Consider the following 13,881-nt stretch of genomic DNA (forward strand, 5'->3'; position numbering starts at 1 on the left):
CGATCATCTCCCGAATATGAAAGGACCCGGCAGACATCCGATGTCTGCCGGGTCCTTTCTAGCACTTATTTACGCGGAACCCGAGTCCGAGGTCTGCGGACCGGCCGCCGAGACGTCGTCGATGCGGTACTTCTGCGCCGCCTCGACCACCTTCGACTGGTCGACCTTGCCCTGCTTGGCCAGCGCGGACAGCGTGCCGACCACGATCGACTGGGCGTCGACCAGGAACTTGCGCCGTGCCGCCGGGCGGGTGTCGGAGAAGCCGAACCCGTCCGTGCCGAGGGTGAGCATGTCGTTCGGCACCCACGGGCGGATCAGGTCCGGCACCGCGCGCATCCAGTCCGAAACGGCCACGACCGGGCCTTCGGTGCCGGAGAGCGCCTGGGTCACGTACGGCACGCGTGCCTCGCTGCCCGGGTAGAGCAGGTTGTCGTGGTCGATCGCCACGGCCTCGCGGCGCAGCTCGGTCCACGACGTCGCCGACCACACGGCCGCGCGCACGCCCCACTCGTCCTCGAGCAGCTTCCGCGCCTTGAGCGCGTCCGGCATGGTGACGCCGGAGACGAGGATCTGCGCCTCCGGGCCGCTGCCCGCCGGAGCCTCTGCGTAGCGGTACAGGCCCTTGAGCAGGCCGTCCACGTCGAGGTTCGCCGGCTCGGCTGGCTGCTGGTACGGCTCGTTGTAGATGGTCATGTAGTACATGACGTTCTCGCCGTTGCCGTCCGGCCCGGTGTCGCCGTACATGCGGTGCAGGCCGTCGCGGACGATGTGCGCGATCTCGAACGAGAACGACGCGTCGTACGCCACGATCGCCGGGTTCGTCGCCGCGAGGAGCAGCGAGTGGCCGTCGGCGTGCTGCAGGCCTTCGCCCGTCAGCGTGGTGCGGCCCGCGGTGGCGCCGAGGATGAACCCGCGTGCCATCTGGTCGGCGGCCGCGTAGATGCCGTCACCGGTCCGCTGGAACCCGAACATCGAGTAGAAGATGTAGATCGGGATCATCGGCTCGCCGTGCGTCGCGTACGACGTGCCCACGGCGGTGAACGACGCCGTCGAACCGGCCTCGTTGATGCCCTCGTGGAGGATGACGCCCTTCTCGGACTCCTTGTACGCCAGCATCAGGCTCGCGTCGACCGAGGTGTACGTCTGGCCGTGCGGGTTGTAGATCTTGGCGGTCGGGAACATCGAGTCGAGGCCGAAGGTGCGTGCCTCGTCCGGGATGATCGGGACGATCCGCTTGCCGATCTCGGAGTCCTTCGCCAGCTCGCGGATGAGCCGGACGATCGCCATGGTGGTGGCGACCTCCTGCTTGCCGGAACCCTTGCGGATGCCTTCGTAGACCTTGTCGCCGGGCAGCACGAGCGCCTTCGCGCGCGCGGCGCGGCGCTCGGGCAGGAAACCGCCCAGCGTGCGGCGGCGCCCGATCATGTACTCGATCTCCGGCGAGTTCTTGCCGGGGTGGTAGTACGGCGGCAGCTTCGGGTTCTTCTCGAGCTCCTCGTCGCTGATCGGGATGCGCTGGGCGTCGCGGAACAGCTTGAGGTCGTCGAGCGTGAGCTTCTTCATCTGGTGCGTGGCGTTGCGGCCCTCGAACGACGAACCGAGGCCGTAGCCCTTGATCGTGTGCGCGAGGATCACCGTCGGCTGGCCGTGGTGCTCCAGCGAGGCCTTGTACGCCGCGTACACCTTGCGGTAGTCGTGGCCGCCGCGCTTGAGGTTCCAGATCTCGGCGTCGGTGAGGTCCTTGACGAGGTCCTTCGCCCGCGGGTCGCGGCCGAAGAAGTGCTCGCGGACGAACGCGCCGTCGTTGGCCTTGTAGGTCTGGAAGTCACCGTCGGGCGTGGTGTTCATCAGGTTGATGAGCGCGCCGTCGCGGTCGCCGTGCAGCAGGTTGTCCCACTCGCGGCCCCAGATGACCTTGATCACGTTCCAGCCCGCGCCGCGGAAGTACGACTCCAGCTCCTGGATGATCTTGCCGTTGCCGCGCACCGGGCCGTCGAGCCGCTGCAGGTTGCAGTTGATCACGAAGGTCAGGTTGTCGAGGCCCTCACCGGCCGCGACGTGGATCAGGCCGCGCGATTCGGGCTCGTCCATCTCGCCGTCGCCGAGGAACGCCCAGACGTGCTGGTCGTTGGTGTCCTTGATGCCGCGGTCGCGCAGGTAGCGGTTGAACCGCGCCTGGTAGATCGCGTTCATCGGGCCGAGGCCCATGGACACCGTCGGGTTCTCCCAGAAGTCCGGCATCAGCCGCGGGTGCGGGTACGACGGCAGGCCGCCGCCCTCGCCGGCATGCGAGAACTCCTGGCGGAATCCGTCGAGTTGCTGCTCGCTCAGGCGGCCCTCGAGGAACGCGCGGGCGTAGATGCCGGGGGAGGCGTGACCCTGGATGTAGATCTGGTCGCCGCCACCGGAGTGGTCCTTGCCGCGGAAGAAGTGGTTGAAACCGACCTCGTAGAGCGCCGCGGAAGAGGCGTACGTCGAAATGTGGCCGCCGACACCGATACCGGGGCGCTGCGCGCGGTGCACCATGATCGCCGCGTTCCAGCGGATGTAGGCGCGGTAGCGGCGCTCGATCTCCTCGTCACCGGGGAACCATGGCTCGTTCTCGGTGGGGATCGTGTTGACGTAGTCCGTCGCGGTCAGCGGCGGAACACCGACGTTGCGCTCCCTGGCTCGCTCCAGGACGCGCAGCATCAGGTACCGCGCACGCTGCTGACCTCCCCTTGCGAGCGCCTCGTCGAAGGAGTCCAGCCATTCGGCGGTCTCCTCCGGGTCGATGTCGGGCAGGTGCGCCGCCAACCCGTCACGGATGACTCGGACGCGTGCCGGGGCCTCCGTGCTGGGGGCGCCGTCGTTCTGCGGGGCCAAGGGATCTCCTCGCCAAATGGTTTGTGCTCTGTCGGTCTGCCTAGCAGCGATCTATCCCTGCCATCGTCGTCGCAAATCCCGCTTCCGTCACCGCTACTGCCCGGTAACGTTGCGCGACCCGGACGCGACACCACCACTGGATGGTTGTATCGCGCGCGCGACTTGTACTCACCCTATGCGACGCCCGTGCGCGGCGATCCACGGCAGGGGCCCCTGAACGCCGGAATTGCCGTCGCGGAGGGGGTGGTAAGGGCCGTACCCTGCGACACGAGTTGTTGCCGATCCGGTGTGGACGGTTGCGCGCGAGCCCTCACCAGTGTTCGCTAGTCGCATCGTGTACCCGAGTGTGGTGGTCCGCAGGCCGATCCGGCAGGCGGTAGCCGCCACACTCCGTCGTAAGTTGGAGGAGTGAAAACAGTGGTCGCCGCGGGAGACGCTGATCAGAACAGCGTCGCCGAAAGGCTTGGGATCAAGCCGGACATGGTGGTCCAGGAGATCGGCTGGGACGAGGACGTCGATGAGGACGTCCGCTCGGCGATCGAGGAAACGATCGGCGCTGACATCCTCGACGAGGATGCCCAAGAGGTCATCGACGTGGTGCTGCTGTGGTGGCGTGACGACGACGGTGATCTCGGAGACGCGCTGCTCGAAGTCCGGGGCCTCTTGAACGAGAACGGCGTGGTCTGGGTGCTGACCCCGAAGACGGGACAGCCCGGGCACGTCCAGCCAAGCGAAATCGCGGAAGCGGTGCCCACTGTGGGGCTCTCACAGACGGCCAACATCAGCGTCGCCGCCGGCTGGGCCGGCACGAAGCTCGTACCGCCGAAGTCCAAGACCAAGCGCTGAACCGGGCCCTGCGGGCGACACGATAGGGTTGTCCCGCAGGCTCGGTTCGACGCGGTGAGAGGACTACAGAGGCATGGCCGTCGAGGTCGGTACGCAAGCCCCGGACTTCACGCTCAACGACTACAACAAGCAGCCGGTGAAGCTGTCGTCCTTCCAGGGTGACAAGCCGGTGCTGCTGGTGTTCTACCCGTTCGCGTTCAGCGGGATCTGCACCGGCGAGCTGTGCCAGCTGCGTGACGAGTTCGCCGACTACGACGGCCAGGGCGTGCAGGTGCTCGGCGTCTCCGTCGACACCCCGTTCTCGCTCAAGGCGTGGGCGGAGCAGCAGGGCTACCAGTTCCCGCTGCTGTCCGACTTCTGGCCGCACGGCGAGGTCGCCAAGGCGTACGGCGTCTTCAACGAGAACGCCGGCCTCGCGGTCCGTGGCACCTTCCTGATCGACAAGGACGGCGTCGTCCGCTTCGCCGAGGTCAACGCGCCCGGTGAGGCGCGCGACCAGGGCTCGTGGAAGAAGGCCGTCGCCGAACTCGCCTGAGTCCGGCTTTGCGGTGACGCCTCCCGGGGCGTCACCGGTCTAGGGCGCATAGCTCAGCGGGAGAGCACTCGGTTTACACCCGAGCGGTCGTAGGTTCGATCCCTACTGCGCCCACTCCCTGGCTCAGGGTCGTGAGTGTTTTGGCCGGTTAGAACCGGCGATACCACTCACGAGCCCTTTGCCCGTCAGGCCCAGGTCGGTTCGATCTCGGTCGCGCTGACGGGCGTCCGAGGTTCGGGCACCAGGCGGGAATCCGGGATGTGGAGCCAGCCTCGGTGGCGGGCTCCGGCGACGCGGACCTTCACCGAGGGCTCGAAGGACTTGTGGTCTATGCCCTCGTAGCCGTGGCGGATCACCGATTGGTAGATGTCGTGCGAGACGACCAGTATCAGCGGGGCGTCGATCGTGCGGAGCTTGCGTTTGACCTCGGGGGCGTCGAGCAGGCGGAAGGCGATGTCCAGCGCCTCGCCGAAGCAGCCCTGTGAGTCGTAGTTGACCTCGCCGGCGTGCAGGACGACGCGCAGCCGGAAGCTGTGTTCGGGGTCCTGCAGGGTGAGTTGCTCGGCCAGGCGCGGGATCACGCGGTTGAGGAGCAGCGTCTTCGGGGCCTCGTCGACCGGGTGGACCAGTATCAGCGCGCCGTCGCCGCGGTCGGCGGGCGGATCGTGGTGCTCGGCGGCTATCCCGCTGGAGCGCAGTGCTTCTTCCAGGATCGCGTACATGGAAGCGCGCAGCCTGGCCTTGGCCGTGTCCGTGCGGCTGGTGGAGCCTTCGATGTCGAGCACGAGAATCGTGCGGTGCCTCGGCAAGATCTGGTGACGGTTCATGGCGACCCTCGATTCCCCTCGACCGCCGTCAAAGCTGAAATTTGCTGAAACTCCACGAAATTCGCTAGGCTTCAGAGTAGAGGCTGAAGGTGACCTCGACAATGCCAGTGACCAGGCCCTCATGCCGCCTTGCCGTGCCATGGCCGGATTGAGGCCTTGTCGTAACATTCCGTGTACACGAGCCGATTCACCCTGTATACCCCGATCTTCAGCAAGCTAAACTGAAGTCAACTGGAAGGCCTGGTGCCGTGCAGGTGTATGAGGAACCGAGGCTCATGCTCGCCCGGCGGCTCAAGGAGCTGCGGGAGCAGAAGTGGCCCCGGTGCGTCATCACCCAGGGGCAGCTGGCCGAGGCGCTCTCGGCCAGGCGCTCGGTGAGTGTCGCCTCGATCTCCTCGTGGGAGAGCACCACCACGCCCAAGCCACCGCCGGTGCACCGGCTGGAGGCGTACGCGACCTTCTTCGCCACCGAGCGGTCGGTCGCGGGAGAGCCGTACCAGCTGCTCGACGTCCGCCAGCTGACCGAGGAAGAGCGGGCCGCGCGGGGCGACCTCCTGGCCGAGCTGACCGGGCTGCGCACGGCCGCCACCACCGAGCCCGTCGAGGCCTCGGCGGAGGGCGGCAACCTGCTGCGCTTCGACGACGGCAAGCCGATCACCATCGTCTGCTCGCAGCTGCCCGCCGAGCTGCTCAAGGGCTTCCCGTACGCCAACGTCGACGACCCCGACTACGTGCGGCTGTACACCTACGCCGACCCGGACGCGCTGCTCGAGCTGTACGGGCATGTCCGCGCGCTCAACCCCGGCGCCGACGTCCGGTACCGGCTGGCGTCCGAGCTCGGCAGCGCCGACTATCCGGCCATTCACCTGATCTCGCTGGGCGGCGTGGACTGGAACGCGCTGACCCGCGACCTGCTGCGGCGGCTGCGGCTGCCGCTGCGGCAGGAACTGCGGCCGGAACATTCGGAATCAGGACATTTCGAGATCAACGAAGGAGGTGAAAAGAAGAATTTCGTACCACATTTGCAGGAGGTCGACGGCAAGACCATTCTCGTCGACGACGTCGCGCATTTCTACCACGGGCCTAGCCCGTTCAATTCCGCGCTGACCGTCACCATCTGCAACGGCATGTACGGGCGTGGCACGCTGGGTGCCGTCCGCGCGCTGACCGACCCGTTGTTCAGCAGGCGGAACCAGGCGTACATCGAAAGGCGCTTCGCGGGGCGGAGAAGCATCAGTATCCTCAGTCGTGTGTCCGTGGTGAACGGCAGGCCCGTCGCGCCAGACTGGACCGATCCGAAGGTACGGCTGCACGAGTGGTCGGAGGAGCCGTTGTGAATCAGACCTTGGTCACGCCGGGAGACACGGGCTTCGCGCCCCGCTCCCACCACCAAGGATCCCACCTCCCTCTCCTCAACCGCAGGGGCTCCGTGCCGACCGGCGCAGCAAGAGTCGACGCGATCATCGTCCCCACCGCGCGTTTTCCCGAGCAGATGCACACCGCTGTCGCCGCGGCCGCCCGGTTGAACTGCACACTTGTCGTGCTCTGCAGCAAGCGCGCCTCCGCCGTGCGCACCGCCGAACTCGCGGTGGCCGCAGGCGTCGAGCTGATCTCCGTCGACGTCGGCCTGCTGCCGGACGGGCTGCTGCCCGAGTTCCACACCACCCGGCTGCTGCGCGAAACCCGGTTCGCCAGGTCGACGGACACCGGCCTCAAGCGCAATCTCGGCCTGCTGCTGGCGCGTTCGCTGGGCTGGCAACGGGTCGTGTTCCTCGACGACGACATCTTCATCCCCCGGATGGCCGATCTCACGGACGCCGTTCGGTTGCTCGACCGTTACGCCAATGTGGGCCTTTCGATCACCGGGTTCCCCGACAACTCGGTGGTCTGTCACGCGAACCGCTACTCCGGCGGCTCGCAGGAAATGTTCATCGGCGGCGGCGCGCTCGCGATCTCCGCGGAATCATTCGAATCGTTCTTTCCGGATATCTACAACGAGGACTGGTTCTTCCTGCTCGACGATCACGGATTACGTCCGTCGGGTGTCGTCGGCACCGCGGTGCAGGGGCCGTACGACCCATTTCTCGACACCGAAAGGGCGCGTTCGGAGGAATTCGGCGACGCGCTCGCGGAAGGTGTTTTCGCGCGGCTCGACGATCATCGGCCGCTCGAAACGGATCTGCGGTACTGGCGGGCGTTCCTGACCAGGCGCCGCACCTTCATCAGGGAGATCGTCGCCAGGGTCGAGTCGATGGGCGGGCCGGACGCCGAGCGGGAACGGGTGCTCGCCGCGCTCAAGGCCGCGCACATCCGCAGCCTGCTGGTCACCGCCGAGCTCTGCCTGGACTATCTCGCGGCGCTGTCGCTCGACCGCCGCCGGTGGCGTCGGCATCTCGCGCAGGCGCCGACCGGGCTGCATCCCGCGAAGGTGCTGGCCGAACTGGGCCTGCAGCACCGCGGCGAGTACGTGCCGATCAGTCCTCGAGTTTTTTGACCATGATCCGGCAGGTCTCGTCGTAGGACTTGCGGCGGCCGTCCTCGAGCACCTCGATGCCTTCGCAGGTGATCTGGCCGTGGTCCCATTCGTCGAAGTAGAGCCGTTTGTAGAGCAGTTCCGCGCGGAAGTTGGTGACCTCGACCGCCAGCGCCACGGTGTCGTACCCGGCTTCGCGCAGCAGATCCTCGCCCGCGCTGATCAGCTGGGTGCCGATGCCCCTGCCGCGGTAGCCCTCGAGCACCTCGATCCGGGTGAACAGGGGCACCCCTGGCAGCAGCTTCCGCAGCTCCGGCTCCTCGGCGGCTTCGAGCCAGATGTACATCGAGCCGAGCAGCACGTCGCCGGACCAGATGGTCAGCAGCTTCCCCAGGCCGAGCGCTTGGCGGTCCAGGCGGTCCTTGACGAACTCGCGGTCGCCCAGCACCTCGACCAGCGCGTCGACGTCACGATCCTGCGCGAGACGGATCTGGTTGCGGTGGGTCACGCGGGGATTCTCCGCTCTGGCTCTTCGTGGTCGGCAACCGGGCTGGTTTGTCGACCCTAGTCATTACTGCATACGTCTGATAATCCCCTAGAGACGTAGTCAAGGGCCCGGATTCCACTATGTGGCGGAGACGAAACCCCGGTGCCGGACGAGTTCCGCCACGGCCGAGCGGAGTAGCGAGAACGCGAAAGGGGCCGGGTCTGCCCCCTCGGCAGGCCCGACCCCGTTTCACGCGGCGCCGCGGGGCGCACATGAATCAGGACGCCGTTTCCCTGACACAGATACGCGGAGATCCATGGCAAACGGGTGATCAACATCGCCCGTCGTCACGCCGAGCCGATCTGGCCTGGCAGCGAGGTTTTCCGGGTTCGCGTGTGATCCATTCGTTACCTCAGAACAGGTTCTGGCAGGCGGGCATGTCCAGCTCGCGCGCGTACTTGGTGATCTCCTCGCGCAACGGGACGAGAACTTCTTCGACGATCTGCTCCGGCGATTTCCCTGTTCCGCCGTAGACGGTGAGGTCATCACCCCGGAGCATCAGCGAGTGGAGCTGAGCCGACTCCTTGAACTCACGCAGGTGGGCGACGAATTCGGGGGCGTAGTCGACCCGGTCGGGGATTTCGACGCGTTCCACGTCGAAGATCCAGGCGACCAGTGCGTCGAGGCGGTCGGGAAGGGTGGCCGCCTTCGCGATCCTCGTCGCGGCGGGCCCGCAGAGTTCATTCACCTTGCCGTGCCAGATCCGGCTGGGTGACACGTAGACGTACGTCGATTTCGACGGCGGTGGTGCGGGCGGCGGCGGCGTGTCGCCTGCCGGGGCGCAGGCGGTCAGTGTGGCCGCGACCAGCGTCGACATCCAGATTCGCGCATGCATGATTCCCCCAAGGTCGCGCTTTTTGAACACGTTCAAGATAGCGCCGGGCAAACCCTGGGGGCAAGGATTTTCTGAACGTGTTCAATTCAGCAGGGCGGCCGCCTTCGCCAGCTCGTCCAGCACCGCCTGCTGGGCCAGGCTGGGGGAGCGCCGGGCATGCCGCGCCAGCAGGATCGCGTTCGGCCGGATGCGCGGCGCCTGGAACTCGGCGAGGCCGCGGCCCGCGAGCGCGAACGCCGGCAGCAGCGAGAGACCCAGTCCCGCCGCGACGCACGCGCGCACCGCTTCGACGCTGCCGAGCCGCGTGATCTGCGGGTGCTCGCCCGCCGCGAGTTCGCGGGCGACGTCGTCGCTGTACGTGCAGCCCTCCTCGAGCAGGAACCACCGGTGCTTCGCGAGTTCGGCCCAGCCCGCCTTGCGCCCGGCCAGTGTGTGGTCCGGCGCGCAGGCGAACCCGAGATCGAGCGCGCCTGCTTTCCGGATCACGAGATCGGAGGCCCGCAGCGCCGGTTCGAGGATCAGCCCGACCGAGATCCGTCCGTCGCGCAGCCGCTCGACCGTGCCGGCGGTCCCCGAGGGTGTCAGCCGCACGTCAACGCCCGGGTGGCTCGCGTGCAGTGCGGCGATCGCGCCGGGCAGCAGGTAGGCGCAGAGCGACTCGGTCGCGCCGACGGTCACCTCGCCTTCGATCGGGCCGTCGGACGCGGCTTCGGCGCGCAGTGCGGCCTCGGCGTCGAGCAGCAGCTGGGCCCGCTCCAGTGCGCGGCGGCCTGTCTCGGTGAGCGCTGCGCCGGACGGCAGGCGGTCGATGAGGCGGGCGCGCAGCTCCCGTTCCAGCGTCTGGATGTGCGCGGTGACGGTCGATTGGGCGAGATGCAGCTCGGCGGCGGCCGCGGTGAAGCTGCCGGTCCGCGCGAGCGTGGTGAAGGTCGAGATCAGCCGGGTGTCCACGGTATCGAGCTTACCGATGGAGTCCATAGAGAATCATCGTTGGCTTCGATGGCTTCGCCGTACCATCATCGAAGCCATGGAACTGCTGCGCTACTCCGCCTTCACCACCGACCCGCACGGCGGCAACCCCGCGGGTGTCGTGCTCGGCGCCGGCCACCTCGGCGACGACGAGATGCTCCGCATCGCCGCCGAGATCGGCTACTCCGAGACCGCGTTCGTCGACGACGACCGCCTCCGCTACTTCAGCCCGCTGGCCGAGGTCGACTTCTGCGGCCACGCCACGATCGCCACCGCCGTCGCGCTCGCCGAGCGCTTCGGCGTGGGCCCGATGAAGTTCCAGACCAACGCGGGCGAGATCGCCGTCGAGACGGCCGTCGTGGACGGCAGGGTGACCGCGACGCTCACCAGTGCCCCGACCCGCTCGCGGCCCGCGACGGACACCGAACTCGACGAGGTGCTCGCCGCGCTCCGCTGGGACCGCGCCGACCTCGACCCGGCGTTCCCGCCGCATGTCGCGTTCGCCGGGAACGAGCACCTCGTGCTGGCCGCGGGCACGCGCGAGCGGCTCGCGAAGCTCGACTACGACTTCGAGTCGCTCGGCGACGTGATGAGCCGCGGCGGGTGGACCACGGTGCACCTGGCCTGGGCCGAGTCCGCCGAGGTGTTCCACGCCCGCGATCCGTTCCCGCCAGGCGGGGTCGTCGAGGACGCCGCGACCGGTGCGGCGGCTGCCGCCTTCGGTGGCTACCTGCGGAAGATCGGCAGGCTCGAAAGCGGTCGTTTCACGGTGCTGCAAGGGGAAGACATGGGACGGCCGAGCGTGCTGACCGTCGAGGTCGACGACCGGCCGGGTGTCCGTGTCACAGGCAACGCCGTCCGGATCCATTGAGTGGAAGGGCAAAGGTGGCGTGCTCTGGGCCGGCTTGGTGAGGGCCTCCCTCACCAAGTGCGCTGGCTGCGGCATCGAAGGCTGGTGTGATGGCTTTGCGTCGTCCAACGCCGCAACGCCATCGCGCCACGACGAGCGCGAGAGTCTTCGGTGCCTGGCAGACGGTCGGGAGCACCGTTACCTCACTGGTCTGGGCGAGCCGAGCGAACCGCCACTTCCCGGCGACGACCAGACGAGACGCCACGTTTGACTTTCCCCTCACTAATTGCGGCGCAACAGGTAGGTGTCCATGATCCAGCCTTTGCGCTCGCGTGCCCGCGAACGCAGTGCCACGATCTCCTCGGCGACGTCCGCGAGCCGTCCGGACACGACGAGCTCGTCGGGCGTGCCGAGGTAGGCGCCCCAGAAGATGTCCATGTCCTCGCCGGTGAACCGGGTGAACGTGCAGTGCGCGTCGAGCATGACGAGCACATCGTCCGCGCCGTCCGGCCAGCCGTCGGCGAGCCGCCGCCCGGTGGTGATCTGCACGGCGGTGCCGATGCGGTTGAACGTCGTCCTGTGCTGGGCCGCCAGCACGGAAACGCTGCTGACGCCCGGAATCACGGTGTAGTCGAACGCGGTTCCCCGCTCCTGTACGGCGTTCAAGAGGGTGATCGTGCTGTCGTAGAGCGCGGGATCACCCCAGACGAGGAACGCGCCCACCTCGTTCTCGCGCAGCTCCCCGGTGATGAGCCGGTCGTAGACATCGACGCGCCGTCCGTGCCACGCCTTGACTTCCGCCTCGTAGTCGGCGGGCGTGCGGTCGCGTTCGGGGTCCTTCGCCTCGGCCAGCCGGTACGGCCTGGTCACGTACCGGTCGAGGATCTCGTGGCGCAGGCGCACCAGGTCGGCCTTCTCCTTGCCCTTGTCCAGCACGAAGAAGACGTCGACCTCGTTCAGCCGGTTGATCGCCTGGACCGTCAGGTGCTCGGGGTCGCCGGCCCCGATACCGATCACATAGAGCTTGCGCACGCCGAGAGTCTGCCTTGGCGGGCCAGGGTGTGTCAGGTTAGGGGTCCCCTGGGATGGTCGCGGCCACCCCGTAAACCGGGTTCGCGGCCTCGACAGGCGCGGAATTGCCGCCCTAGGGTGAAATGAAGGCCCACGGATTCCCGGGGAAGCCGGTGCGAAACCGGCGCGGTCCCGCCACTGTGACCGGTTTTGCGCGCGCCGAACCGGAAGCCAGATCGCCGGCCGTGGGCTCGACGTGTTGTCCACGAGGATGGAGCTGGCACGAATGTCTCTTCGCCCTGCGAGGAAAACCTCCCTGCGACCAGGGTGGGTCAGGTGAGTGACGAACTGTTCCATTTCATCGGCGGCAAGCCGGTTTTCGGGACATCGGGGCGGTTCTGCGAACTGCCCGGCATCCGCGTCCCGCTCGCCGGCAAGCGTGAGGTCGGCTACGCCGTCGAAGTGGCGGTCGCGGCGCAGGACGAGTGGGCGCTGTGGCAACCGGACCGGCGACTGCGGGGGCTGATGGATTTTCTGGAGCGTGTCAGTGACGAACTCGACGGCTGCCCGGTGATGGTCCCGGTCTGGAACGCCGCGCCCGCGATCGCCTGCGGCAACTCGTTCGTGCTCAAGCCATCCGAGCGCGACCCGTCGATCGCGTTGCGCCTCGCGACCACGTTCCTCGACGCGGGCCTGCCGCCCGGCGTCTTCAATGTCATCAATGGTGACCGCGAGGCCATCGACGCGCTCATCGCGCACCCCCGTGTCGACGCGATCGGTTTCGTGGGACCTTCGGCCGTCGCCGAGTCCGTGCAGGCGACGGCGCTCGCGTACGGCAAGACGGCGCAGTGCTTCCACGGCACCCGCAGTCATCTCGTACCAGTGCCGGAGCCCGACACCGACGAGGTGGTCGGCGCCCTCGTCGGCGCGGGTACCGGCCCGGCCACCGAGGCGCAGATGGCCACCTCACTGGTGGCCCAGTTCGCCGACCGCGCCCCAGACCCGGTGGTCGAACGCCTGGCCGCCGTCTACCGTCCCGACTTCCGCCGTTCGGCAGGTTCCCGATGAACGATTCCCTTGTAGACGGTCATGCCTGAGCTGACGCGGCCCAAGCGCCGCCCCGCCAGGAAACGCGGCGGCACTCGCCCGGCCGTCGTGCTGGTCAGCGAGCTCGAGAGCCACCTCGAGCTCATCTGCAGGCTCGGCGAAGTCGGCCTGTACGAGCCGGAACTTTCCCGCCTGCAACGAGAAGACTGCGTCTTCGACGTGGACGTCTCAGGCGAGGTGCTCGCCGAGTACAAGGAAGCCGAGACGGCCCAGTTCGCGCAGCTGCTCGGGCAGTTCCAGGCGGTGCTGCTCGGCTACGACGAAGGCACGGGGGCGCGGACGTTGCTGCGGGATCTGTTGCCAGGGCTGGAAGGCATCCTCGATACCGGAGGCAGCACACTGCTCGGCTACGAAGAGGTGCTGATCCGGTTCCACGACGACCCGGCGTGGGATCTGAATACGTAGGCTATTGGAAGTCGCAGCCGGGGTTGGGCGCGTCCTCCGAGAGCGGGCTTCCGGTCGGCAGTACGTAAAGCACGTCGAGCACCACCGGCGTGGTGCCGAGGTTGCGTCCGATGTGGACAAGGTCGGGGTGCTCCGGGAACGTGGAGCCGGTGCGGTACACGTCCTCGGTGACGCAGTCGGCGTCGTTGTGGGTCAGCGTGCCCGCCTTGACGAAGGCGTAGAGCGTGCCGTCGTGGTAGTGCCAGCCGGTGCCGCCGCCGGGCTGGATGGTGATCTCGCGCAGGATGTAGTCGGTCTTGCCGAGGGTGGTTTTCGAGAGGATGACACCGGTCACGCCTGAGCTGGGCGTGGCCTCGGCGGTGGCAGGGACCAGCAGCGCGCCCAGTACGGCCGCGCCGGCGAGAATGCCTCGGACTGAGTTGCGCATGGTGATCCCCTTCGAGTAGACGGCTCGGAGGTTATCGGCAAACGCGCAGCCGATCCATGGCCAAAGGGGCGAGATCTAATGGTCGATCGGGTCGTGAGTGGTACGGCCGGTTCTAACCCAATGCCACGTAGCTTAAGTTGATCTTGCTTGTGGTGTTGGGTTCTCGGCGTGGCGGCGTGGCTTG

At 67.5% G+C, this 13,881-nt stretch carries 14 protein-coding genes, 1 tRNA gene and 1 riboswitch; of the genes, 8 read left to right on the forward strand and 7 right to left on the reverse strand.

All coding sequences use genetic code 11. The annotated features are described in order from the left end of the window. Positions 1 to 69 precede the first annotated feature (69 nt). Positions 70 to 2,865, reverse strand: a complete 2,796-nt coding sequence (aceE, locus tag ACFV15_RS32990; RefSeq protein ID WP_378355295.1) for a pyruvate dehydrogenase (acetyl-transferring), homodimeric type — start codon at positions 2,863 to 2,865, stop codon at positions 70 to 72. A 417-nt stretch (positions 2,866 to 3,282) separates the two neighbouring features. Between aceE and ACFV15_RS32995 the strand changes: the two genes are divergently transcribed. The 3 genes from ACFV15_RS32995 to ACFV15_RS33005 all read left to right on the forward strand — a co-directional run bounded on the left by ACFV15_RS32995 (position 3,283) and on the right by ACFV15_RS33005 (position 4,360). Beyond that, the gene (locus tag ACFV15_RS32995; RefSeq protein WP_370950381.1) at positions 3,283 to 3,711 is read left to right on the forward strand and encodes a DUF3052 domain-containing protein; all 429 of its coding nucleotides are present in this window, start codon (positions 3,283 to 3,285) and stop codon (positions 3,709 to 3,711) included. 73 nt (positions 3,712 to 3,784) lie between these two features. Next, on the forward strand, positions 3,785 to 4,246 hold the full coding sequence (locus tag ACFV15_RS33000; protein ID WP_378355296.1) for a peroxiredoxin: 462 nt from the start codon (positions 3,785 to 3,787) through the stop codon (positions 4,244 to 4,246). A 42-nt stretch (positions 4,247 to 4,288) separates the two neighbouring features. Beyond that, a tRNA-Val gene (locus ACFV15_RS33005) sits at positions 4,289 to 4,360 on the forward strand. 71 nt (positions 4,361 to 4,431) lie between these two features. Here ACFV15_RS33005 and ACFV15_RS33010 read toward each other — a convergent pair. Then, on the reverse strand, positions 4,432 to 5,073 hold the full coding sequence (locus ACFV15_RS33010) for a hypothetical protein (protein ID WP_378355298.1): 642 nt from the start codon (positions 5,071 to 5,073) through the stop codon (positions 4,432 to 4,434). A gap of 254 nt (positions 5,074 to 5,327) precedes the next feature. Here ACFV15_RS33010 and ACFV15_RS33015 point away from each other — a divergent pair, with 254 nt between their 5' ends. Both ACFV15_RS33015 and ACFV15_RS33020 read left to right on the forward strand, forming a co-directional pair. Continuing rightward, positions 5,328 to 6,410: a helix-turn-helix domain-containing protein gene (locus ACFV15_RS33015; protein ID WP_378355300.1), complete on the forward strand. Its 1,083-nt coding sequence runs from the start codon at positions 5,328 to 5,330 to the stop codon at positions 6,408 to 6,410. A gap of 92 nt (positions 6,411 to 6,502) precedes the next feature. Next, positions 6,503 to 7,567: a hypothetical protein gene (locus ACFV15_RS33020; RefSeq protein WP_378355301.1), complete on the forward strand. Its 1,065-nt coding sequence runs from the start codon at positions 6,503 to 6,505 to the stop codon at positions 7,565 to 7,567. Here the strand turns inward: ACFV15_RS33020 and ACFV15_RS33025 are convergent. The 3 genes from ACFV15_RS33025 to ACFV15_RS33035 form a co-directional block, all read right to left on the reverse strand. Further along, positions 7,548 to 8,054, reverse strand: coding sequence for a GNAT family N-acetyltransferase (locus tag ACFV15_RS33025; RefSeq protein ID WP_378355303.1), 507 nt, complete (start codon positions 8,052 to 8,054; stop codon positions 7,548 to 7,550). The two genes, ACFV15_RS33020 and ACFV15_RS33025, sit on opposite strands and share 20 nt — an antisense overlap. A gap of 391 nt (positions 8,055 to 8,445) precedes the next feature. Further along, positions 8,446 to 8,928: a hypothetical protein gene (locus ACFV15_RS33030; protein WP_378355305.1), complete on the reverse strand. Its 483-nt coding sequence runs from the start codon at positions 8,926 to 8,928 to the stop codon at positions 8,446 to 8,448. A gap of 81 nt (positions 8,929 to 9,009) precedes the next feature. Beyond that, entirely contained in the window at positions 9,010 to 9,906 is an 897-nt protein-coding gene (locus tag ACFV15_RS33035; RefSeq protein WP_378355307.1) for a LysR family transcriptional regulator, read from the reverse strand. Positions 9,907 to 9,955: 49 nt separating this feature from the next. On the opposite strand from ACFV15_RS33035, the gene ACFV15_RS33040 reads away from it, so the two are divergent. Continuing rightward, complete coding sequence (locus tag ACFV15_RS33040) at positions 9,956 to 10,768, forward strand: PhzF family phenazine biosynthesis protein (protein ID WP_378355308.1); 813 nt, start codon at positions 9,956 to 9,958, stop codon at positions 10,766 to 10,768. Positions 10,769 to 11,029: 261 nt separating this feature from the next. Here ACFV15_RS33040 and cobF read toward each other — a convergent pair whose 3' ends face one another. Continuing rightward, complete coding sequence (gene cobF, locus ACFV15_RS33045) at positions 11,030 to 11,779, reverse strand: precorrin-6A synthase (deacetylating) (RefSeq protein ID WP_378355310.1); 750 nt, start codon at positions 11,777 to 11,779, stop codon at positions 11,030 to 11,032. Positions 11,780 to 11,877: 98 nt separating this feature from the next. After that, positions 11,878 to 12,021: riboswitch (cobalamin riboswitch) on the forward strand. A gap of 73 nt (positions 12,022 to 12,094) precedes the next feature. Here cobF and ACFV15_RS33050 point away from each other — a divergent pair. Continuing rightward, positions 12,095 to 12,826, forward strand: a complete 732-nt coding sequence (locus ACFV15_RS33050; protein ID WP_378355311.1) for an aldehyde dehydrogenase family protein — start codon at positions 12,095 to 12,097, stop codon at positions 12,824 to 12,826. Positions 12,827 to 12,847: 21 nt separating this feature from the next. After that, the gene (locus tag ACFV15_RS33055) at positions 12,848 to 13,270 is read left to right on the forward strand and encodes a hypothetical protein (protein ID WP_378355313.1); all 423 of its coding nucleotides are present in this window, start codon (positions 12,848 to 12,850) and stop codon (positions 13,268 to 13,270) included. 1 nt (position 13,271) lies between these two features. Here ACFV15_RS33055 and ACFV15_RS33060 read toward each other — a convergent pair whose 3' ends face one another. Further along, entirely contained in the window at positions 13,272 to 13,697 is a 426-nt protein-coding gene (locus ACFV15_RS33060; protein ID WP_378355314.1) for a cupin domain-containing protein, read from the reverse strand. Between the last annotated feature and the right edge of the window lie 184 nt (positions 13,698 to 13,881).

This window comes from Amycolatopsis sp. NPDC059657, from assembly GCF_042734395.1.
Lineage (GTDB): Bacteria > Actinomycetota > Actinomycetes > Mycobacteriales > Pseudonocardiaceae > Amycolatopsis.

Excerpts from the sequence above, each read along its gene's own strand:
- ACFV15_RS33000 (WP_378355296.1), top strand. The coding sequence starts at position 3,785 with ATGGCCGTCGAGGTCGGTACGCAAGCCCCGGACTTCACGCTCAACGAC.
- ACFV15_RS33010 (WP_378355298.1), bottom strand. The coding sequence starts at position 5,073 with ATGAACCGTCACCAGATCTTGCCGAGGCACCGCACGATTCTCGTGCTC.
- ACFV15_RS33030 (WP_378355305.1), bottom strand. The coding sequence starts at position 8,928 with ATGCATGCGCGAATCTGGATGTCGACGCTGGTCGCGGCCACACTGACC.
- ACFV15_RS33035 (WP_378355307.1), bottom strand. The coding sequence starts at position 9,906 with ATGGACTCCATCGGTAAGCTCGATACCGTGGACACCCGGCTGATCTCG.
- ACFV15_RS33040 (WP_378355308.1), top strand. The coding sequence starts at position 9,956 with ATGGAACTGCTGCGCTACTCCGCCTTCACCACCGACCCGCACGGCGGC.
- ACFV15_RS33055 (WP_378355313.1), top strand. The coding sequence starts at position 12,848 with ATGCCTGAGCTGACGCGGCCCAAGCGCCGCCCCGCCAGGAAACGCGGC.
- ACFV15_RS33060 (WP_378355314.1), bottom strand. The coding sequence starts at position 13,697 with ATGCGCAACTCAGTCCGAGGCATTCTCGCCGGCGCGGCCGTACTGGGC.